Source organism: Candidatus Borkfalkia ceftriaxoniphila (assembly GCF_004134775.1).
Lineage (GTDB): Bacteria > Bacillota > Clostridia > Christensenellales > Borkfalkiaceae > Borkfalkia > Borkfalkia ceftriaxoniphila.
The window spans coordinates 1,630,399-1,651,865 of the sequence record NZ_SDOZ01000002.1 but is presented as its reverse complement, the minus strand read 5'-3'; the positions used below and the strand labels follow the sequence as shown (position 1 = coordinate 1,651,865).

19 protein-coding genes and 1 other annotated feature (1 of these 20 running past the window's edge) are annotated in these 21,467 nt (G+C 55.3%); of the genes, 6 read left to right on the top strand and 13 right to left on the bottom strand.

The features are described from left to right. Positions 1-129 (bottom strand) — a binding site (T-box leader); it reaches 133 nt to the left of the window's first position. Between the two features lie 67 nt (positions 130-196). The 8 genes from ESZ91_RS07555 to ESZ91_RS07520 are packed head-to-tail and all read right to left on the bottom strand — an operon-like array spanning position 197 to position 7,686. Beyond that, the gene (locus ESZ91_RS07555; protein WP_129225761.1) at positions 197-661 is read right to left on the bottom strand and encodes a hypothetical protein; all 465 of its coding nucleotides are present in this window, start codon (positions 659-661) and stop codon (positions 197-199) included. Next, a complete protein-coding gene (locus tag ESZ91_RS07550; protein WP_129225759.1) occupies positions 658-1,914 on the bottom strand; it encodes a hypothetical protein in 1,257 nt (418 codons plus the stop codon). Before ESZ91_RS07550 ends, ESZ91_RS07555 begins: the two co-directional genes overlap by 4 nt. Further along, positions 1,911-2,462: a hypothetical protein gene (locus tag ESZ91_RS07545; protein WP_129225757.1), complete on the bottom strand. Its 552-nt coding sequence runs from the start codon at positions 2,460-2,462 to the stop codon at positions 1,911-1,913. Before ESZ91_RS07545 ends, ESZ91_RS07550 begins: the two co-directional genes overlap by 4 nt. A 26-nt stretch (positions 2,463-2,488) precedes the next feature. Next, positions 2,489-3,655: a phage major capsid protein gene (locus tag ESZ91_RS07540; RefSeq protein WP_129225754.1), complete on the bottom strand. Its 1,167-nt coding sequence runs from the start codon at positions 3,653-3,655 to the stop codon at positions 2,489-2,491. A 5-nt stretch (positions 3,656-3,660) separates the two neighbouring features. After that, the gene (locus tag ESZ91_RS07535; RefSeq protein ID WP_129225752.1) at positions 3,661-4,140 is read right to left on the bottom strand and encodes a hypothetical protein; all 480 of its coding nucleotides are present in this window, start codon (positions 4,138-4,140) and stop codon (positions 3,661-3,663) included. 18 nt (positions 4,141-4,158) lie between these two features. Then, positions 4,159-5,994, bottom strand: a complete 1,836-nt coding sequence (locus ESZ91_RS07530) for a portal protein (protein WP_129225750.1) — start codon at positions 5,992-5,994, stop codon at positions 4,159-4,161. Continuing rightward, positions 5,991-6,251, bottom strand: a complete 261-nt coding sequence (locus tag ESZ91_RS07525; protein ID WP_129225748.1) for a hypothetical protein — start codon at positions 6,249-6,251, stop codon at positions 5,991-5,993. The genes ESZ91_RS07530 and ESZ91_RS07525 overlap by 4 nt, the downstream gene beginning before the upstream one ends. Positions 6,252-6,255: 4 nt before the next feature. Next, the gene (locus ESZ91_RS07520) at positions 6,256-7,686 is read right to left on the bottom strand and encodes a terminase large subunit domain-containing protein (RefSeq protein ID WP_129225746.1); all 1,431 of its coding nucleotides are present in this window, start codon (positions 7,684-7,686) and stop codon (positions 6,256-6,258) included. A gap of 114 nt (positions 7,687-7,800) precedes the next feature. On the opposite strand from ESZ91_RS07520, the gene ESZ91_RS07515 reads away from it, so the two are divergent. After that, positions 7,801-8,502 (top strand): hypothetical protein, encoded by a 702-nt coding sequence (locus ESZ91_RS07515; protein ID WP_129225744.1) that lies wholly within the window; start codon positions 7,801-7,803, stop codon positions 8,500-8,502. Here ESZ91_RS07515 and ESZ91_RS07510 read toward each other — a convergent pair whose 3' ends face one another. Next, positions 8,503-9,027 carry a hypothetical protein gene (locus ESZ91_RS07510; protein WP_129225742.1) on the bottom strand — a complete coding sequence of 175 codons (525 nt, stop codon included), beginning with the start codon at positions 9,025-9,027 and terminating at the stop codon, positions 8,503-8,505. Between the two features lie 267 nt (positions 9,028-9,294). Here ESZ91_RS07510 and ESZ91_RS07505 point away from each other — a divergent pair, with 267 nt between their 5' ends. After that, on the top strand, positions 9,295-11,808 hold the full coding sequence (locus ESZ91_RS07505; protein ID WP_129225740.1) for a hypothetical protein: 2,514 nt from the start codon (positions 9,295-9,297) through the stop codon (positions 11,806-11,808). 104 nt (positions 11,809-11,912) lie between these two features. On the opposite strand, the gene ESZ91_RS07500 is transcribed toward ESZ91_RS07505, so the two are convergent. After that, positions 11,913-12,833, bottom strand: coding sequence for a hypothetical protein (locus ESZ91_RS07500; protein WP_129225738.1), 921 nt, complete (start codon positions 12,831-12,833; stop codon positions 11,913-11,915). A 1-nt stretch (position 12,834) separates the two neighbouring features. Next, a complete protein-coding gene (locus ESZ91_RS07495) occupies positions 12,835-15,456 on the bottom strand; it encodes a valine--tRNA ligase (protein ID WP_129225736.1) in 2,622 nt (873 codons plus the stop codon). A gap of 216 nt (positions 15,457-15,672) precedes the next feature. Here ESZ91_RS07495 and ESZ91_RS07490 point away from each other — a divergent pair, with 216 nt between their 5' ends. The 3 genes from ESZ91_RS07490 (at position 15,673) to ESZ91_RS07480 (ending at position 18,344) form a co-directional block, all read left to right on the top strand. Beyond that, entirely contained in the window at positions 15,673-16,683 is a 1,011-nt protein-coding gene (locus ESZ91_RS07490) for an ABC transporter substrate-binding protein (RefSeq protein ID WP_129225734.1), read from the top strand. A 90-nt stretch (positions 16,684-16,773) separates the two neighbouring features. Beyond that, entirely contained in the window at positions 16,774-17,541 is a 768-nt protein-coding gene (locus tag ESZ91_RS07485; RefSeq protein WP_129225732.1) for an ABC transporter ATP-binding protein, read from the top strand. Then, positions 17,538-18,344 carry an ABC transporter permease gene (locus tag ESZ91_RS07480; protein ID WP_129225730.1) on the top strand — a complete coding sequence of 269 codons (807 nt, stop codon included), beginning with the start codon at positions 17,538-17,540 and terminating at the stop codon, positions 18,342-18,344. The genes ESZ91_RS07485 and ESZ91_RS07480 overlap by 4 nt, the downstream gene beginning before the upstream one ends. Positions 18,345-18,401: 57 nt before the next feature. Here the strand turns inward: ESZ91_RS07480 and ESZ91_RS07475 are convergent, their stop codons facing one another. Next, positions 18,402-19,454, bottom strand: coding sequence for a hypothetical protein (locus tag ESZ91_RS07475; protein WP_129225728.1), 1,053 nt, complete (start codon positions 19,452-19,454; stop codon positions 18,402-18,404). Positions 19,455-19,581: 127 nt separating this feature from the next. On the opposite strand from ESZ91_RS07475, the gene ESZ91_RS07470 reads away from it, so the two are divergent. Beyond that, complete coding sequence (locus ESZ91_RS07470) at positions 19,582-19,890, top strand: hypothetical protein (RefSeq protein ID WP_129225722.1); 309 nt, start codon at positions 19,582-19,584, stop codon at positions 19,888-19,890. A 36-nt stretch (positions 19,891-19,926) separates the two neighbouring features. Here ESZ91_RS07470 and ESZ91_RS07465 read toward each other — a convergent pair whose 3' ends face one another. After that, a complete protein-coding gene (locus ESZ91_RS07465) occupies positions 19,927-21,435 on the bottom strand; it encodes a 4Fe-4S dicluster domain-containing protein (protein WP_129225720.1) in 1,509 nt (502 codons plus the stop codon). Positions 21,436-21,467: the final 32 nt, after the last annotated feature.

Here is a 21,467-nt window from a genome sequence, read left to right as displayed (position 1 = left end):
GCGAGATTCCGCGCGCTCGAAGACGCCCTCGGCAGTCCATTCAACTTTCGTGCAGCCGTTTTTTTCCACCAACCAAAAACTCTCTTTGCGCTGACGACGAAACCTACTCTTCTGCCTCATCGGTTTTTTTATAATACTATCCTATCACCGCCGCGCCCGTTTGTCAAACGTTTTTTTATGGAAAATAAATCTTTTTTTAAAGTGACATTTTCAAAAGTTGTAAAAGATAATCGTAATAGACGCCGAGATATTCCTTCGCGACCTCGTCTTTCATACAGTCTTCCACCGCCTGCGCCTTGTCGTCATAGGCGAGATAGTAATTTTTGACGGTGACGTAGCGCTCCCGCATGGGCAGGGAATAATCCACTTCGTAGGGCGCGTCGGTACTGCCGCTGCCCCCGCCGCCCTGCTCGTTTTCCAGATACAGCGCGGCGAGGCTCTCGTCCAGATCGTCCTGTATTTTTTTGAGCGCGCGGTCGCACGCCTCTTTGAGATCCGTCTTGACAAACCCGAAGATCGTCGAGCGGGCGGTGCGGTTTTTGAGCGCGGCGCCCTCCGCTTTTGCATACGCCGCCGCGTACTTGCGGTTTTGCTCGGCGCTCAGATCGTTTGCCTCCGCGATAAGTTTTTTCACCGCCGCGTCCAGTTCTTCCTGCGTCATAGTTTTCCTCCCCGCGAGAGCGCGAACAGACAATCTATTTCCCCGAGCGCCGCGTCCGCGGCGTCCGTTTCTAAAGTCAGGCGGAACACGTCGCCGTACAGTCCAGCGTATATTTCCGCCCGACCGTCTTTGAACCGCACGGGCGCAGTGCGGCTGCGCCGCCCGCCCTGCACGCGAAGAAGAAAGTTTCCTCTGCCGCGCACGATTACGCGTTCGAGCACCTTGTTTCGCGCCTCGCCCAGATCGCACGCGCCGCTCTCCCATGCGGATACGAGCGGTTCGCCGCCCGCCGACCATTCGCACGCCCGCCCGTCCCGCAAAAATACGCACGCGTTTCCGTACCCGCACACGTCGGAAATTTCCGCGCGGAAAACTTCCGTGTTTTCTTTAAATCGCAACAGATACGTTTCGCCCTCGGCGGATCTTGCCGACAGTTGATAACAGCCCTCGGCATACGCGCCGCAGATCCCGCGCGCGGAAATCCCTTCGGGCGCTTGCAGGCGCGAAAAACTTTCGCCTTTGCCTCGGTACGCGCCCGCGTCCGTACAGAACCATACGTTTCCCCCGCCGCAGGCGATCGTATCTTTTAAGATATGTTCCGAAAAGAGCGCCGCGTCCCGCAGGCAAAAATCCGTCGGCTCGCCGCGCACGTCCAATATCTGTACGCCCCTTTCGCGGAAAAGCAAAATTCTGTTTTCGAAAGGAACGAGCGCGAGCACGCCGCCCGCCCCGTCGGGCGCTTCGATCTCGCCGCCGCCGTCTTTGCGCACCGAAAAATCGTCGTAGGCAAGGGGCGCGCTGAATTTCAGTTTGCCGCCGCCGAAGATCCACAGCCGTTCGTAGGCATAACACGCCGCCGTAAACGGGGGCACGTTTGCGGCATACAAAGCGCCCGACAGAAAGACGTACGTCTTTTCGCCGTCGGAAAAGAGCGGCGCTGCCGCGCTGCCGTCGAACGCCCCGCAAAACGCGGGCGCGGCGGCAAAAACGCTTTCAAGGGCAAGGAACGCGCCGCCCTCCGAAGAATAGATTTTTTTGTCGTCGCACCACGCAAAGAGCGTTTTCCCCGACGCATACAGTTTTTCGGCGCGCACGCCTTCGGGAAGAGCCGCGATTGCAGAAATGCCCGCGCACTTTCGCAAGGTTTTGTTTTCCTTGCGAAAATTGACGGCGCGCCCCGCCTCGGCGGGAAAAAAACGGTAAACTTTTGCCTCTCGCTTTTCCGAAAAAAGGCTGTTATTTGAAAATATCATACCCACCTCCGCGCTTTCAGCGTGCCGCCGCGGGCGCGGCAGAGGGCGGCGAGCGCGTCCTTGTACCGCTTATCCCACAATACGGCCTCGTCGTACAGTCCCGACGAGAGCGCATATTCGCAGCAAGTGCCGAGGGCGAGGGCGCGCGCTTCCCCTTGCCCGTATTCGCTGTCGTCCTCCGCAGTCTTTGCGGCGGGCGCGTAGCGGTACAGGACTTCCACTTCGCCCGCAGCCGTTTTCAGTGCGTCCGCAAGGAGAGTAAAGTCTACTTCTTCGCCCCCTTTCCGGACTTTTTCCACGTTCACGGGGCGCTCGGAAAGCGCGGAATAGGCGATCGTTCCGTCCGCCGAGGAAACCTTTTCCGAAAGGCGCAGAGGGCGGTAAACGAGCGCAGTTTCCGATTCCGTCAGGTTGTAGGCGCGGAGAAGGGCGGAAACCTCCCCTTCCAGCGCCCGCACGTCCGCTCCCACGCCGTCCGTCAAAAACGCAGCCGCGTCCACGCGCCCCAGCATGCCTGCGGCGGCGCAAAGTATCTCTCTCACTTTCATATCGTTTCTCCCTGCGCCCGTAAAGATCACGCCTCCGTGATGCCCGTGAGCATCGCCTGTCCGCAGGGGCGCGCGCAGACGAGGTCGGCGTACTTGACCAAAGTCGCCGTATAGAGCGGTTTGCCCGCGATCTGTTTGAGCACTTTGCCGTCGTCCCCTTCCAGCCACTTCCAGTCGCATAACTGATGCAGGCAGAAATCGGAGGTATTGAGAAGGTACATGGTGCCGTCGGGACAGAAACGGTCGGCGACCACGGGAATGCCGTTGTAAGTCATCGCCTTGTACCCGCCCGCGAGCACTTCCACGTCGGTCGAGCGTCTGTTTTCGGACAAGAGGTTTTGCAGCGCGCGCTTGACGCCCCAACTGCATACGATGAAATCGACGCGGCTGCCCGCGCGTTCTTCCAGCCAATCGATCGCCTTTTGCATGACGGTCTCGCTCAGCGTGCCCACCGAGGACTGCATATAGGGGATCATCCACTTGTGCGTCGCCCTGTCCAGCCCGTAGAGAGAGCCTGTGTCCTTGAAAATAGCGCCGAGCCCCGTCAGTTCGAGATTGTACGAACCCTGCACGCACACGAGATTATCCTTCGCAACGCCCGTCAGCGCGTCGCCCGAAAGGGTAAAGGTCTTCGCCGCGCGGTCTACCGCGACTACGCGCCGCCCTTTCGCGCCCGAAATCGGCGCGCCGCCCGCGGCCAGAACGTCCACGACCATGCCTTCGATGAGATTTTTCACGCCGTCCGCGGTGACGGTATTGCCCGAAACGGACACCACCTTGCACAAAACGCCGCTGCCGTCGCCGAACAGCATGCGACCGAAATTGAACGCGGAAGAGCGGATCAGTCCGTCCATTTCGGCGTTGAGTAAATTGACGAAAGCGCCCACGTTGTTTTCCGAAGCGCGCACCGCCTTGTCGCTGATCTCGATGGTGCCGTATAAATTTTTGAGGGTGGTCACGAACTGCTCGTAATTGTTGCCCGCGGCGGAGGGCAGATCCCCCTCTTCGGTGCCCGCGCCCACGCCGCCGTTCACGCCGTACTGCGCGAGGCGGCGCACCTCTTTGCCCCACACGTCCGCCGTCGATCTCTGTATTTTTGCGAGCAGCGGGTTGATGGCGGTGTCGAGTTGTTCGGACACCGCGCCGAGGTAAACGCTCTTTAACGCGTTGTCCGCGCTTGTCATTGTTACCATAAATTTTATTCTCCCTGAACAGATTTTTTAAAGAGTTCTGCCGCCTGTCTGGCGGCTTCTTCCAGCGTTTTCGCGCGCGCTTTGGGAGCGCCCACGTACGAACCGCCCCCCGCCAGAACGTTGGGCGCCTCGTTTCTGACCTTGGAAAGATATTGCGCGATGATTTTCTCCCTGAGCTCGTCGGGAACCGCCGCCGCAACGTCTTTCGGGCCTCCGTCCGCCGAATGGACGGACTCTCCCGCGTCGGTCGGCAAGACCGCGGCGGCAGGTTTCTGTCCCGCGCCGCTCTCGCCGTTTGCCGATCTCCCCTCCAATTCTCTCAGCCGCTGGCTGCGGCGGGTAAACTCCGCTTCGAGAGAATTGTACGCATCCAGAAGGGCATCGACGCTCTTGAATTTCCCCAAGAGCGGCGTTTCCGCCGTACCTTTTGTTTCCTGCGCCTCCGCGCCCTGTACCGAAACGCTTTCCTGCATGTTTTCCTTCATAAATTACTCCTTTCCCGATTATTTCGATCGATCCCGATGCGCGCGCAGATGCCGTTCGAAGCGCTCCTTGGCTTTCTGATCTTTCGACTTGAACTCGTCGGAAAGCAAAAAGCGCGTATGCTCGGCGATGTGCGCGCCGTCGTCGTCGTAACTGTCCGCGGCGACTTCCTCTTTTAAAAGCCGCCTGTTTTCTTCCGCCGCCTTATTCGTATGCAGCGAGGTGAGTCCGCGCGCGTTTTCCAGCCCGCCGAACCCCAGAGCGTCCAGGATCTTCTGGCGCATCTCGTCGGAAACTTTTCCGTTTTCGTCCGCTAAAAGCCCCATGTTGTACAATTCGTAAATGAGCGAGCGCCGCTGTGCGGGTGATACCGCCGATTCGTTTTCCACCTCGAATATTACGTCGTCCGAGGAAATATCGCTGCCGCTGAAATAGTAAAGTTCCACCCGTTTCCCCTCGCCCGTCATGCGCAGGACGCGCTCGCTCGTCGCAAACTGCCGCGTCAGGCGCAGGATATGTTTGCCGATCTCCTTGACCGCGCGGCGTATGCTTTCCGTCGTCACCGCGAGGCGGGTGTCGTCCTGATCGATCAAGAGCTGCAAGCCCGTCGCGCTCGTCACGTTCGTGCGGTTTAAAGACGTGGAACTGATCTCGCTGACGCCGCTCACGAGAATAAATTCGTTCAAAAGGCTCGCCTCTTCTTTTTCGAATTCGGCGGGCAGCGTATCCGCGCCCAGCATTTTGGGCGGCTCCGCCCCCTGCCTGTACACGAGCACTTTGCCGGGCGAAAGCCCCTCTTCCAGAAGTTCGTCGGTGTCGAGCGAGCCGTCCTCCACCGCCAGAACGCCCATGGTCAGTCGGTTCAAAAATTCGTGTTTGCGGTTTTTGACCGCGTTGAACGCGCGCTGTACGGGGATCATGCGGTCCACGATGCTCCCGCCGAAAAAGCAGCCCGAAAGTTCGATCGCGCACTGCCTGATGAACGGATAGGAACGCGCGCCGCCCGCGCCGTTGAGATAGGGCAGCGCGCCCATATACACGAGCCGATCGCCCGCCACGATGGTGAGACGTCCGTCGGGCAATTCTTCGCTCGGCTTTTCGTAACGCTCGATGACGAGTTCCGCCCCGCGTTTGACGCTCTCCGTCCGCGCCGTCTGCCCGCCCGCAAAGTGCGCGTACTGCGAATAGGGCGCGAGTGAAAATTCGGAGATGTCCCGCCCTTTGAGTTTCACGCCGTAACGCGCCTCGATCTCCTCCGCGCTCACCGCCTTGGCGTGCAGAATGCTGCCGCACTCCTCCACGCTTTCCGCGCAAAGCGAATCGGGATAAATTTCGAAGGGCGGCACCGCCACGATGCGCACGCAACCTTCGAAAATCGGCTCTCCCTCTGAATATCCCAAAAAGTTGCCGCCGCGTACATCCCAGAGCACCTTGTAAAAACTGCTCCCGCACGTTTCGCTCCACATGGTCGCGCGCATCATCACGTCGTCCAGAGCGCTTTCGCGGCTCACCGAGCGGATGATCGCCGTCGATAGTTTTGCGGTGCGCAGATCCCCCTCCTCGTCGCTCGCGGCGCGCACAGTGAGCGACGGCCGCACGCGCGAAAGTTTTGCGCAGCGCGTGTCGATGGCGGGCGCGATGTGGTTGAACACCCTGCGGTACTGCCAGTAAAAGCGCGGCTCTTCCTCCTCGATCTCCCCCGCGGCGTTCAGAGCGCAGTACTGGTTTCCCGCCAGAAAGTTCATGTTCAGTTCCCAACTCTTTTCCAAAAAGCGCCGCTCGCTCTGCCGCCGCAGAAAATCCTCTTTGACCTCCCGCACCGTCCTTTCGGCGAACCGCTCGTCGAAATCAGTCATGTCTGTTCCTCCTTCAATAATAATAGAAGCCTCTCTTTCTCCTTCTGCAACTGCTCGTCGGAAAGGGAAGTGAGCGGCGGCGCGCCGTCCAGCAGCATTTTCGCCGCCTGAATATCGGGCGGCACCCGCTTTTTGGTCACTTTCCGCTTGACGAGCACCGCCTCGCCCTCGGAAAAACCGTATTCTTCCACCACCTCGTCGGCGTCGTAGCCGAGCGCCCGCTCCAAAAGCGCTCCCTTGATCTTTTCTCCGTCCAAAATTTCACACGCTCCTTTTGCGCCCCCGCGAAAGCCGCAGTTTATCCCGCTGCACCGCCGTCAAGGGCTTTTCGGGCGGCGCGTTGTGCGGCTTGCTCATGATATAATAGCGCAGTTCGTCGAGGGCGTGGTCGTCCCTCTTTTTCGGCACGTCGCCCGTACCCCAGAAATATCCTTTCAGTTCGCGGATGAGATGGACGCAGTTGCTGAAAATATACAGCCGCGGCTTTCCCCCTTCCCCTTTCAATGCGTTTTTCACCCGCGCGATGCCCGCAAACAGGTCTTTGTTGACGTTGGCGTTCACCTGAATACCGCGTTCCCAGAACAGTTCGCTCACGCTTTTCGAGCCTGCCAGCGTGCGCTGGTTCGCCGCCGAATCGATGAGCGCGCCGACGCGCCCCTTACCGTCCGTGTGCCAGCCGAGCGCCGCGCTGATCCGCTTGATCGCCGCCGCGTGGTAATCGATGTCCCGTTTCGCCTCGTAGTGTTCCGCGACCACGTATATATTGTCGTCGAAATCCACGCAGTACCAGTGCGCGGAGAGAGGATTGTTGAGCCCGGGATCGATGGAGATCGTGTCCTGCCACTCGAAGGGAACGGAAAACGGCTCGATCACGTGTATATTCTCATCGAACTCGGGATAGACGAGCCCCTCGTTCACGGCGAATTTCCCGTAACGGCGGCTCAGAAGTTCGTTTTCCCCCATCGCCTCCGTCAAAAGCGCGATCTCGCTCTTTTTTAAAAAGGGATTGTCGCCCCACTCCATAAACTCGTACCAGATCTCGGGATTTTCGTATCGGTTTAGGTAAATCTCGTCGTATAAAAAGGTGATGCCTTTGAGCGGCGTCATGGTGCCGAAAATGTCGCCGCATTGATCCAGCACGCGCATTCGGCATTCGTCGTAGATATCTTTGGGCGGCTCCTCGTCGAACCACACGTAATCCAGAGAACTGCCCTGAAACTTTTCCCGCCCCTGGTCGCAGCTCTTGAACCCGATCACCGAAATGCCGCCGAACACGTTTCTGACGCGGATCTGGTCGATCACGCCCGACTCGGCGCTGTCTTTGCGCCCCGAAAGCATGGTGACGGACTCGATCCAGTCGGGACGCAGATAGTGTAAAACTTTCTTTTGCGCCACGTCCCTCTGCACCTGCTGCGAAAGGGACACCACCCAGCCGAAGGTGTCCTTTTTGTTCTTGCGGTAGGGATGGACGCCCCGCGCCATATAGACGCATTCCACCGCGCCGCACTCGGTCTTGCCGCTTCGGTTGCCGCCGAACACCCAGCGGTTGCGCTTTCTGCATTTATGAAAAGCCATCTGCTTTTTGTGTTTTTTGCGCCCTGCATTGTATTTTGAAAGAAAGTCGCCCGCGCGGCGGCGCGCTTCCTCCGCCTCGATCTCGCGTATCCGTTCGATAATTTCCCGTTCAAGCATATGACAAAACCTATCGTGTTTTTACATATTTCTCCGATATCTGCCCCGCCGCCCGCGGTACAATAGTCACTGTTCCCCCTTTTTACGGGACGATAAGACATAAGGAGATCTGATATGAAAAAACTCATCTTTCCGTTGCTATTGGCGATGCTGCTCATACCTTTCGCCGCCGCACGGACTGCATATGCGGACGATACCCAAAGTTACGCGCGCATCGAGTCGGAGGGAGTCTATCTGTACGGCTCGCCCGACGAATCGGACGGACTGTTCACCCTGCCCCGCACTTATTTCGTGCAGATCCTCGGCGAGACGGCGCAGTTTTATTACGTTTCCTATCTCACCGACCGTTCCGACTACAAGGCGGTCAAGGGCTATTGCAAAAAGACGGAAATCGTTCCCGTGGACTACACGCCCGTCACGCCCTTTTTGGAATACAAGATCACCGTTACATATTCGGTGGACGGCTCCTTTCTTCCCGACGATCCGCTCTCCACGTTTACCGCGGAAGTCGTGTACTACGGCGAATTCAATTTCGGCACGAGCGTCTATTATTACGTGAACCGCGACGGCGCCTTCGGCTACGTGCCTGCCAAGAGTTGTTCCAAGCCCGAATATCCCGTCAATACCGAACATACCGAAGTCAATAAACCCGATACGGGCCAAGGAACGATTTCCGCGCAGGGCAATGCCGTGCGCATCGTGCTCATCTGCACGCTCGCCGTGTTCGCCGTCGGCGCGGTCTATTTTCTCTTCCGCCCGCAAAAGACGGCGAAAAAGCCGCGCGATCCCTTTTACGACGAAAACGAAAATTACTGATCATTCCGCCCGCGCTCTTGCGCGGGCGTTCGTGCAGGCAAGCCCTTTTACGCTGCGCTTGTCCGTCATCGAACCGCGGCCGCGCAAGTTCTCTTTCGCGCTCATCATGAATCCCACGTGGGAAAAATTTCCCGTAAACCACGCCTCGTCCATGCCTTCGTGCAGAAACGAGGCGTTCAGTTTTTCCGAAAGCCGCGCCTGACGGCGGAAATAGGTGCGCTCGTTGCAGTCGAGCGCATAGCCGCAGAATTCCCCTTCCAGTTTGCTGCGGCGCCGGAAATATTTATATTCGAGCATATACCGCTCGTCTTTCGTCAGCCGCGACAAAATATTTTCCAGCGCGCCCTTTAAAATAACGAAACTGCTCTTCGCACACATATACCCCGCGATACGTTCGGCGGTTTTTTCGCAACTTTCCGTGCCGAAACAGCAAAAAGCCTGCGCCTCGACCATTCCGTCGATATCCCGAATGATCTTCCCGATGCGCGGATATACGTACAACATCGCTTTTTGATAATCTTTCATCGATTTACCCCGCATAATGTTCCCTTCGACCTCTATTATGGCATACGAAACGCTGTTTTGAAATGATAACTGACACAAAAAACAAACATATGTTCGTATTTTATCCATATTTTACCATATAAATCAAGCACCCGTTCGCCTGTTTTATAAAGTTTTTGGGAAATTTTGCGGGAGTGCAAAACGAAAAAGAGAGAATATTGTCGACAAAGAAAAAAAAGTATGCTATAATCAAACCGTATTTACAAATAAAGAAATTACGGGAAACTCATGAAAAAACTCATTGCATACCTGACAACGATATTGACGCTCTGTTCCCTTTCCGCGGCATTCGCGTTTGCGGAGCCTTCGGCATCGGACGATCATCCCGGCGCGCTCTTTCTGCCCTCCTCCTACGAGCAGTATCTGGAACTGACTAAACCCTCGGACTTTGCCATCTCCGAGCGATACATCGCGATCGCGGATAATCAAAGCGTTGACAGCGCGGTCATCTATTTGTACGATAAATCCTCGCAAGAGTACCGTTCCTATTCGTACGCAACGCAAAACACGCTGTCTTCTCTCAATTTTTACAGTTGTTCGTCGGGCGATTATCTTTTCTTTTTAGAAACGGGAAATTACGTTAATTATATCTCGTGCAGCACATTCTCGTCCCACGAAAGGATCGAATCTTTCAGAGCGTCCGCCATGCTCATCAATGGCAACGAAATATACTACGCCATTCAAACAGGCTCAAACAGCAACGTATATTATGCGACGATAGAAGAACTGAACATTCAGTGGCAAGACAAACAGATAAATGAAATTCCCTTTAATACCGATATTAAGCCTTCTTTTTCTTTATACAACGGAATTATTTACTTTTCTTCCAATAAAAACGTTTACAAATGCTCGCCTGACTCCGTAGATCATACATACGACACGGCAGATACGATCAGCAACTTTACAATCATTGGAGAAAACAAGTACGATATCGTATATTCCAATACCGGCGGTTTTCTCTATCTTAAAAATGAAAGTGAAAGCGTTTGTAAAACAAAAAACATTACCGTCGTTAAATATTACAAAGATTTGATCTACGCGCTGACGCCAAACGGGATCATACAGTACGATCTGACGAAAAAAGATTTTACCGATTATGAAATCGGCAAGTATTCCTTGTCCGACAACCGACTCAACGCCGCCACAGACCTTTCCGTCTATGACGGCAAACTCGTGATCGCGGATAACGGGAATAAGCGCGTCACCGTGTACGACGGCGTATCATACAAGAACGCCGCGCCCGCGACCGCCCCCGAATTCGTATGTGCAGGAAAAGACGCATATCTCGTTGTGAGCGGCTCCAAAGCCTATTTATACGATTACGAAAATAATTCCTTGGGCAACATCGAAACGATCGAAAATTCAATTATTTCCGTTACCTATGCGATGGGCACCTTCTATATTCTTTCAAACGACGGGGCCAACAGTTACGCCGTCGACGAAAGCACGGCGACGATTCGCGAAGCAGGCACACCGAATATCGAGAATCCCGTCAGCGTCGCGGCGGATATTTACGGCAATCTGTTTGTGCTTTCCAAATCGGGCCAGATCGATAAATATGTAGAAGCGCAGTTTCTGGCGAGCGGGACCAGTTCTTCCGTAAAAATCACTCAAATGGATTCTTCATGCAAAAAACTGCTCGTCGACTTCGCGGGCAATTTATACGGTCTCAGCGAAAACAAAATAACCATCTTTTCTCAAGGAAAAACCAATACGCGCGAGATAAATTTTTCCGAATACGTATACGGCGGCGGCAATAAAAAAGCGATCTCCTTCGCATTCGGTCTGACCGACGGCAGCGCATACATTCTCTCCGACGGATTTATCGTGCGCACAGATCTCGGAATTTCCACGCTCAACAATATTTCGGCGGACGGGCTGTATAACTCCCTGTACGAAACGCAGCCCTCAAAAGATGATCTGATCGTCGAAGTGAAGGCGGGCTCCGTTGCGGTGTCACTCGATATCAAATCGCTCGAAAGCGATTCGGCTTATCTTCCCTACCGCTCCTACCGCCGTTTGGAGGAAGATTGCAAGGGCGTCGTTTTGGGAGAAACCGACGCGGGATATGTCGTTCTGTTTTATGAATATATCCCCGTAGGAGAGGGGATCACATCGCCCATTCATACGTATGACGTCTGTCTGATCGCAAAGGGAAGCGCGGAAACGCCCGCAGTCGTTGCGGATTATTTCAGCGAAATCAAGAAGACCGGCTATCTGTCCAGCGACGTCAATCTGTACAGCCGCCCCGCCATGCAGGAATTTACGATAAAAGATCGACTCAAACGCAGCAGCGCGGTGGCGGTATTGGGAAAAGTTTCCCTTGCGGACGGCTCGCTCGACAACGAGTATTATTTCGTACAGGTCGGCGACGCGTACGGATTTATTCCCGCGACCTTTGTGACCGACGCGAATATCGCGGCGCTCGAAAACGAGAATTTCCACTATCAGCAACTGAAAAAAGGAAAGAGCGTCACGCTCGAAAGCGAACAGGGCGCGCGTATCACGCTGGAAAATAAAGAGCGTCTGAAAGTCTACGACGGCGCGACGGACAAAGAAGGATACTGCTTGGTTTCCTATGAACAGGACGGCGTCGTGTATTTCGGAGAAATAGAAACCTCCTCCTTGAGCGAAGCGTCCCCCCTCGTCATCGTGACGTTGGTCATCGTGATGGTGGTCACCGCTGCGGTGCTGCTCAGCGTATGCTACTTACTGTTACGAAGAAAACCCACCTTGGAATAAAACAAAACGCAGCCCCCGACGGATACCCGTCGGGGGCTGCGTTTTGTTAGTACAAAATTTTAAGTAAAGCGCCGTTTCTGAATTTCCGAAACGGCGCCTTGCCTTTAAGATATTTTTTTGAGATCTTGCGCGGGCCGCCGCAGGCTTTTGAGCGTGGCGTAAACGCTGTATACCAGCCCCACCCCCACCGCGACGCAGGAAAATACCAACGTGACGATAAAGCGCGACGCATAGCCTTCCTTTTCGGCAAACAGCCGTTTCAACTCCGCGAAAAGCCCCGCATCGGGCTTGGAAAGCGCGATCTGCACGAAATAACAGGCAAAAAAAGATGCAAGCGTAAATACGAGGCAGACGACTCCCACCGTGACGATTTTCTTTACCGAAGGTTTCCCGCCCAACGCGCCGTACAGATAATGCGCGGCGACGACGCCGATAACGGGCGCGATCACCTCGAAATATCCCCACGCGAACAGCCCGACGAAAGCAAGAGCGCCGATCAGCGCGCCCAAAACCGCGCCGAGAAATCCTCTTCCGTAACGGTCGGGAGAACTTTTTTCTTCTTTTTCCGCTTCCTTTACGAGTTGCAAATTCGCGTTAAAACACGCTTCGTGCACGTAAAAACAATGACCGCCGTCGGAAACGAGCGTTTTTTCCGTCATCTTTGCGCCGCAGTACGGGCACGTATCTCCGCCCGCCACGTTTTTGGATTTCAGGAAATCCGCCACCGTCTTGAATATCTTTTCGATCTGTTCGTAAACCGAAAAATACAGCGCGGGAAACAAAATGACGCCGACGCCCAGAACGTCGAAACCCGTCAGTTTCAAATCGTCCTTTTTCTTTTTGAGAAAGGATCTGATCTGCTCCGCCGCCGCGGCGGTGTGCGCGGAAATACAAAGCACGTACTGCGGATTGGCGAATCGGTTGATATACAGCCCCGTCTGGTATCCGAAAAGTTGTCCGTAACAGCCGTTTTTGCGCAGGGTAAGGGCGTTTTTTTCGGCAAACGCCCGCAATTTTTCGTTCATCTTACAGTTCCCGCAACTGCGCTTCGATCTTGGCTTTCATCTCGATGAATTTTTCCAGTTTCGCGCGCTCCGCCTCCACGAGATTTTTCGGCGCCTTGTCCATAAATCCGCGGTTATGCAGTTTGCCGTCCGCGCGGCCGATCTCGCCGACGACGCGTTCGAGTTCGCCCTGCAATCTGGCGCGTTCCTTTTCGAGGTCCACCATATCTCCGAGCGCGATATACACGGTGCACAGTTCCGTCACCTGCGAAACCGTCTTTTCGCCGATGCACGCGCCGTTGTCGCAGAACACGATCTCGCTCGCGCCCGCAAGTTTCAATATACTCGTCGTGTTGGCGTTAACGTAGGCTTTGTTGGAAGTCGAAACGAACAATTTTACCTTTTTCGCCGCGGGACAGCCCACGGACGCCTTCATGTTCCGCACGACGCGGATGACTTCCATCACCCGCTCGAAAGCCTTCGCCTCCTTTTTATAAGCGAGTTTGGAATTGTAACGGGGAAATTCCGAAACCATGATACTGCCCGAAACGTTGGGCAGGTTTTGGTAAATTTCCTCGGTGATATACGGGATATAGGGATGCAACAGTTTGAGCGCGTTTTCCAGAACGAAACACAATACGCCGAGCGTTGCGCTCTTTTTCGCCTCGTCGTCGCCGTAGAGGGCGCTCTTGCAAAGTTCGATATACCAGTCGCAGAAATCGCTCCACATAAAGTCGTATAAGATGCCGGCGGCAATGCCCAGTTCGAATTTCTGCAAGTTGAGCGTCACTTCTTTGACGCACGATTCCAACCGCGAAACGATCCATTTGTCGGCGGCGGAAAGTTTCACGTCTTGAATATCGGGAATAGTTCTGCCCTCCGCGTTCATGATGACGAAACGCGAAGCGTTCCATATCTTGTTCATGAAATTGCGGCTCGCCTCGACTTTGGAACGGCTGTAACGGGTATCGTTGCCGGGCGACACGCCGTTGATGAGCGAAAAGCGCAGCGAGTCGGCGCCGTATTCGTCGATGACCAGCAGCGGGTCGATGCCGTTGCCGAGCGATTTGGACATCTTGCGCCCCTGTTCGTCGCGCACGATGCCGTGCATCAGAACGTCGCGGAACGGCACTTTTTTCATGTGTTCCAGACCCGAGAAAATCATTCTCGCCACCCAGAAAAAGATGATGTCGTAGCCGCAGGACAGCACGTCCGTCGGATAAAAATATTTGAGGTCTTCACTCTTGTCGGGATAGCCCAGCGTGGAAAAAGGCCACAGCGCCGAGGAGAACCAGGTGTCAAGAACGTCCTCGTCCTGTTTTAAATCATGCCCTTTACAGTGCGGGCAGCAGTCGGGATCGGTCTTGGAAACGACGGTCTCGCCGCAGTCTTGGCAGTACCATACGGGAATGCGGTGGCCCCACCACAATTGACGGGAAATGCACCAGTCCTTGATGCCCTCCATCCAGTTATTATAAACTTTCGTGAACCGTTCGGGCGTGAATTTGATCTTGTTGCGCGCCACGGCGTCGAGAGCGGGCTTTGCGAGCGGCTCCATTTTCACGAACCACTGTTTGGAAACGATGGGTTCCACCGTGCTCTTGCAGCGGTAGCAGTGCCCGACGTTATGCGCGTGCGGCTCGATCTTTACCAGAGCGCCGCACGCTTTGAGATCTTCCACGATCTTTTCACGCGCGATAAAGCGGTCGAGTCCCTCGTATTTGCCCGCGGCGGCGTTCATAGTGCCGTCGTCGTTCATCACGCGGATCACTTCCAGATCGTGGCGCAGCCCCACTTCGAAGTCGTTCGGATCGTGCGCGGGCGTGATCTTCACCGCGCCGCTGCCGAATTCCATATCCACGTAATCGTCCGCAACGACGGGGATCTCTCTTCCCACGAGGGGAAGAACGAGCGTCTTGCCCACTAAATCTTCATACCGCTTGTCCGCGGGATTGACGGCCACCGCCGTATCGCCCAGCATGGTTTCGGGACGCGTGGTCGCCACAGTGATGGACCTGTTTTCGCCCTTCACGGGATATTTGAGATGCCAGAAAAAGGACTCGTCCTCGGTGTATTCGACTTCCGCGTCGGAAAGCGCCGTCTTGCAGCCCGGGCACCAGTTGATGATGCGGTCGCCGCGGTAGATGAGCCCCTTTTCATAGAGGTTCACGAACACTTCGCGCACGGCGCGCGAGCAGTTGTCGTCCATGGTAAAAGCGAGACGCGACCAGTCGCAGGAAACGCCCATTTTTTTGAGTTGTTCGACAATGCGGCCGCCGTACTGTTCTTTCCAGCCCCAGGCGCGCTCTAAAAATCCCTCGCGGCCCACGTCGTTTTTCGTCAGCCCCTCTTTTTTCATCTGCTCCACGATCTTCACTTCCGTGGCGATGGACGCGTGGTCGCAGCCGGGAAGATACAGCGCCGAATAGCCCTGCATGCGCTTGAAGCGGATCAGAATGTCGATGATCGTGTTGTCGAGCGCGTGCCCCAGATGCAGTTGCCCCGTAATGTTGGGAGGCGGGATCACGATGGTAAAAGGGATCTTCGAAGGGTCCGCCTCCGCCCTGAAATAGTTGTTTTTCTCCCACTCTTCGTACAACCGCGCCTCGAAATCTTTGGGGTTGTAAGTCTTTTGCATTTCCATATCGAACCGTCCCTTTACTTTATTTGCTCCGTTCTTTGACCAACGAACGGCGTAATCGCCCAGTTTGTTCTATTATAGTAAATCGCTCGCATAAAGTCAAACGTTTACTTTTTCCCCTTTTAAATTTTTTGCGTCGGCTGTCAAAATTGCACACGCGCGCATACCATGTAATATTGAAAGTTTTTGACTTGAAACCAATTTTAAGGAGAACTACGATTGAAAAAACTACTTACGGCAATTTTATGTTTTATGATGGTCATTCTTCCCCTCTCGGCGTGTGCGAATAACGACGACGGACTGAAAAAGGTGCGCGTGAACGAAGTGACGCATTCGATTTTTTATGCGCCCATGTACGCGGCGGACTCGCTCGGTTATTTTAAAGAGGAAGGCATCAAAATCGAACTCACCAACGGCGGCGGCGCGGACGCGGTCATGTCCGCGGTCCTTTCGGGCAGCGCGGACATCGGATTCTGCGGTCCCGAGGCGGCGCTTTACGTGCTCATCGGCGGCAGCAACAACGTGCCCACCGTTTTCGGCCAACTCACCAAGCGCGACGGTTCGTTCCTCGTTTCCCGCAAAGACGAGAAGGCGACCTTCAAATGGTCTGATCTCGAAGGCAAAGAAATTCTGGCAGGCAGAAAGGGCGGCGTTCCCGCCATGACGTTCGAATACGTGCTCAACGCCAACGAACTTTACGACGGTCAGAACGTGAAAATGAATTACGACGTCGCCTTCAACCTGATGACGAGCGCTTTCGAGGCGGGCACGGCGGATTACTGCACCATGTTCGAACCCGTCGCCAGCGAATACGAAAAGGCGGGCAAGGGCTACGTGGTCGCCTCCGTGGGAGAAGCCTCGGGCGAAGTCCCCTACACCTGCTATATCGCGAAAGAGAGTTATATCGAAAAGAACACCGACACGGTGAAAGGATTCCTCCGCGCGATCATGAAAGGCATCAAATATATCAACGAGACCGCAAGCAACGAGGCTGCGAAATATCTGACCGCCTATTTCGACGGCACGGACGAGGCGGCTATCGCGACCTCCCTGGACAGTTACAAAAAGATCGATTCCTGGCAGAAAGACATGACGATGACGACAGACAGTTTTGACCGTTTGCAGGATATCATCGAAAACGCGGGAGAACTTTCAAAACGCGCGGAATTTTCCGAACTCGTGAACACCGAATATTCCACGGCAATATACAAAGAAGTTTACGGACTCTGACGACTATCTTATACGCCCGCAAAAAAAGAGACTTTGCATATTTCGCGCGGGCGGCACCATGCCGCCCGCGCCCATTTTACAGAGGTTATTATGAACGAAAATACAAAAGCAATTTTGGAGTTTCAGGGTGTCACCATGAACTACCATACTCCGCAGGGAGAAACGCTGGCCGCGCAAGATCTCTCGTTTTCCATTTATCCGGGCGAGTTTATCGCCGTCATCGGTCCCTCGGGCTGCGGCAAGACCACCGTTTTGTCGCTGGCGGCCAATTTATTGAAGCCTTCGGGAGGCGAGATCTACATTCACGGCAAAAAGGCGGACGGCCGCTATAACAATTTCGGCTATATGCTGCAAAAAGACGAGTTGTTCCCCTGGCGCACCATCGAAAAGAACATCACGCTCCCTTTGGAGATCCGAAAGGCCGACACGGCGGAAAACCGCGAACGCGCCCTCTCGCTCGCCGTCAAGTACGGGCTGGGCGATTTTTTGAAACACTATCCCGATCAGTTATCGGGCGGCATGCGCCAGCGCGCGGCGCTCATCCGCACGCTCGCCTCGGCGCCCGAACTGCTCCTTCTCGACGAGCCGTTTTCGGCGCTCGACTACCAGACCCGCCTGTCCGTCTGCAACGACGTGTATTCCATCATCAAAGGCGAAAAAAAGACGGCTATCCTCGTCACGCACGACATCAGCGAGGCGATCTCGCTCGCCGACCGCATCATCGTTTTAAGCAAGCGGCCCGCCACGGTGCTCTTCGTGCACGACATCGATTTTAAGGGGATCGCGCCCTTAAAGCGGCGCGAATCCCCGCAGTTTTCCGTCTGGTTCGAAAAACTTTGGAAGGAGTTGAACGTATGAAAAACGAAACTTATTCCCGCGAACATCTGCTCTATCTCAGAGGCCGCCGCCGCTCCCGCATCGCCGTCTGGTGCGCGCGCGTCGGGCTTTTGGTCATCTTTCTCTCGGTATGGGAACTCATCGCGGCTTTTCAACTCGTCGATCCCTTCATCATCAGTTCGCCGTCGCGCATCTGGAAAGCCATCGTCGATCTGTACCGGAACGGCACGCTTTTCTATCACATCGGCACGACGCTCTGGGAAACGCTTCTGGGCTTTGCCGTGGCGGTTGTGGCGGGCACGATCATCGCCCTGCTTCTATGGTGGAGCGACACCGTGCGCAAGGTTTTAGAGCCGTACATCGTGGTTCTGAACTCTCTGCCGAAGATCGCGCTCGGGCCCGTCATCATCGTGTGGTTCGGCACGGGTGCGAAAGCCATCGTATTCATGACCATTCTCGTCGGCATCATCGTCGTCATTCTGAATATGCTGGCGGGATTTCTGGCGACCGACAAAAACAAGATGCTTCTTTTGCGCTCGATGGGCGCTACCAAATTTCAGATATTGCGGAAACTCGTCATTCCCTCCGCGCTGCCCGCGTTCATCAGCATGCTGAAAATCAGCGTCGGCATGGCGTGGATCGGCTCGATCATGGGCGAATATATCGTTTCCAAAGCGGGGCTCGGATACCTCATCGTGTACGGCGGCCAGGTCTTCAAACTAGACCTCGTGATGGCGGCGACGTTCATTCTGTGCATACTCGCCGCGGCCATGTACTTTATGGTCGTACTGCTGGAAAAGATCGTCATCAAGCGCACGTATTGATCTCGTTTACAACGCGTTTTTTGAAACGCGAAGATATAGATGCGGGCACGCAAGGTCTTACCTTGCGTGCCCGTTCCTTTTCGCCCTGCGCGGTGATGCGAGGCGCTCGCGGTCTTTGAAAAGCCGCACTGCCAGAAAGACGCCGAATACCAGCCCGAACGCGCCCAGCGCGGGATAAATGGTTTCTATAATGCCTTTGAGCCCTACGCGCGCGAGCAGGATCGCGCCCAGGCACAGAAATACGCGCAGCAACTCTCTTTTCTTCTGATGCTCCGTGGCGGCGTGCAGCGGATAATAGGAAGAAAACAGCGTCGTGACGATGCCGCACAGGCTCACGAGGGAAAACACCTTTCCGAGCACCGCTCCGCGCTTACCCACGACGTATAAAAGAGGCATATCCGCGCCCAGCGCGTTGGCGCCCTCGCGACAGATGACGCCGAGAATAAGCGCGGCGCAAAAGGCGATGCAAAAGGACGCCGTCAAAGATACGGGGAGCGGCGGCGCGCTCTTTCCCAGATCGCACACGACGGGCGCGGCGAGAAAGGCGTTCATGCCCACATACAGCAGCGTGTACAGCAAGCCGCGCGAATTGTCCGCCATGGTAAAGTCGTATTCTCCCCCCTTCTCGGTAAAGGCGAAGGCGACGACAAAGACGAGGATCACGGGCACGAGCACGAAATTCACCTTGCCGATGCCGCCGATGCCCTTGCGGCAGATGAAAAACACGGCGGCAAGCACGGCGGCGGAGAGGACGGGCACGCTCTTCGGGATGCCGAACGCTTCGAAAAACACGCTGTCTATCCCCGCGAGCATGGTCGCGCATATGACGAAACAACACAAACCGAACACCGCGTGCACGGCGGGCGCGAATTTTTGAAAGAGCGCGGATAGCACGCCGTCGAATCCGCCGTACTTTTTCCCGCAGGCGAGCAAGAGGGCGAAGTAAGCGAAAAAAAGCACGCCTGCGGCGTAAACATAGGGCAGATAGTTGGACGTAGGAAAAAATCGGACAAGTTCGCCGCCCGAAATAAACCCCGCGCCTACCACCGAGCCGATGATGATAAAGGCGGCTTGCAGCCAGCCGAAAATATACGACGATCTTTTTCCCATACAATAATGTATGCCGCACGTCGCCGAACTTTGCGCCTTTTTGTCCGGAATTGTTGACAAATCGGGCGCGGTGATTTAAAATAAAGAAAAGCCGCTTAAAAGCGCGGCAATTCAGGAGGTAAAAAAATTGTTTAAGAAAACCGAAAAATTCTTCGATATCATCGGCGAGATCCTCGCCGTCGTGATGGTTCTCGTCTACGCGCTGCTCATCCTCAACGCGAATTTCGAGTTCATACCCGAGGGAACGTTTATGAACGTTTTAGAGATCATGCGTACATACGGCTCGCTCCTTTTGGTGGGCGTGGTCGGGCTGGAAGCCATGTCCAAGCGCAATTTCATTTTCCAGATCATCTTTCTCGCGCTCCTTGCGCTCATCGTCATTTTCCTGTTCTTCCCCGGCACCTACGAAAACCTGATCGGCATCGTGAAAAAGTAAATCAAAAAAAGACCGTTCTTTCGGAACGGTCTTTTTTTAATCCAGTTTCACGTCGGCAAGTTCTTTCGGCGGCACGGCCTCTGCGGAACCTTCCACCATTTTACGCACGAGCGCGGTCGCCTTGCCTATGGGAATATTGGTGCCCGCGCCCGCGACGCAGCCGCCGGGACAGCCCATTCCCTCGATCAGGCAGCCGTTCTTTTTGCCCATTTTGGCAAGGAGCAGCATCTTCCTGCATTCTTCCAGCCCCTCGCAGTGCTCTATTTTGACTTCGGTTTCGGGATAATATTCGCGGATACACTTGTCGATGGCGTTGGCAACGCCGCCCGCCACCGCGTAGCCGCGCCCCGCGCCCGTCGCGTCGTTGAGTTTTTCATCCTCGTCGAAATGCTCGAAATCGATGCCTTTCGCCTCGAAAATGGCGGAAAGTTCCTCGAACGTGATGACGAAATCCACGTCGCTGCGCACCGTGCGGCGGGAAGCCTCCAACTTTTTCGCCGCGCAAGGTCCCACGAATACCACGCGCGCCGCGGGGTGTTTTTTCTTGATGGTGCGCGCCGTCGCCACCATGGGCGTCAGGGCATTGGAAATTTTGTCCACCGTTTCGGGGAAATAACGCTTTGCCAGCATCGCCCAGGACGGACAGCACGAGGTGAGCATAAAGGGCTGCTTTCCGCTCGCCACTTCCTCCACGTAATGGTGCGCCTCGGTGACCGCGCCCATATCCGCGCCGAGTGCCACTTCGAATACGTCCCGGAACCCGAGTTTCAAAAGCGCGGCTTTGATCCGCCCGGGCGTCGCCTTTTCTCCGAACTGTCCCACGTATGCAGGCGCGATCTCCACCATGATCTCGTCGCCACGTTTCAAAGCGCGTATCAACTGAAAGATCTGCGATTTATCCGCGATCGCGCCAAAGGGACAACTGACCATGCACATGCCGCAGGATACGCACTTGTCGTTATTGATCTTGGCGCGGCCCAGATCGTCGCTCTCGATGGCTTTCACGCCGCACGCTTCCGCGCACGGGCGCGTGTGGTGGGCGATGGCGTCGTACGGGCAGACGGCCTTGCACCGCCCGCACTTGATACACTTGGACTGATCGATGAACGATCTTCCGTCCACGATGGAAACCGCGCCCTTGGGGCACACTTCCGTACAGGGATGCGCCACGCAACCGCGGCAGTTATCCGTGACCTTGTAAAGGTTGGGCGCGCACGCCGCGCACGCGGAGGGAATGACCTGCATCAGAGGCGGTTCGTAATACTTGTCCGCGATGTCGCTTTCCCGCAGTCCGCTCGTGATATGCACGGGTACGTCCTCGGGGCGCAGCGACAGCCCCATCGAAAGGCGCACGCGTTCCGAACAGATGGCGCGCTCGCGCCAGATGCTTTCGCGGTAGATCGGTCTGTCGCCCGGGGTGATCTTATAGGGAATGGCCTCGATCGCGTCCTTCACGTCGTTTTCCGACTCGAAAGCGACGCGCGCCACTTCGACAAACACCTGTCTTCTCAGTTTCTTTAAGGGTGTCAATAATCCTCTTTCCATGATTGCACCATTTTACCGCGCGGAACGCGCTT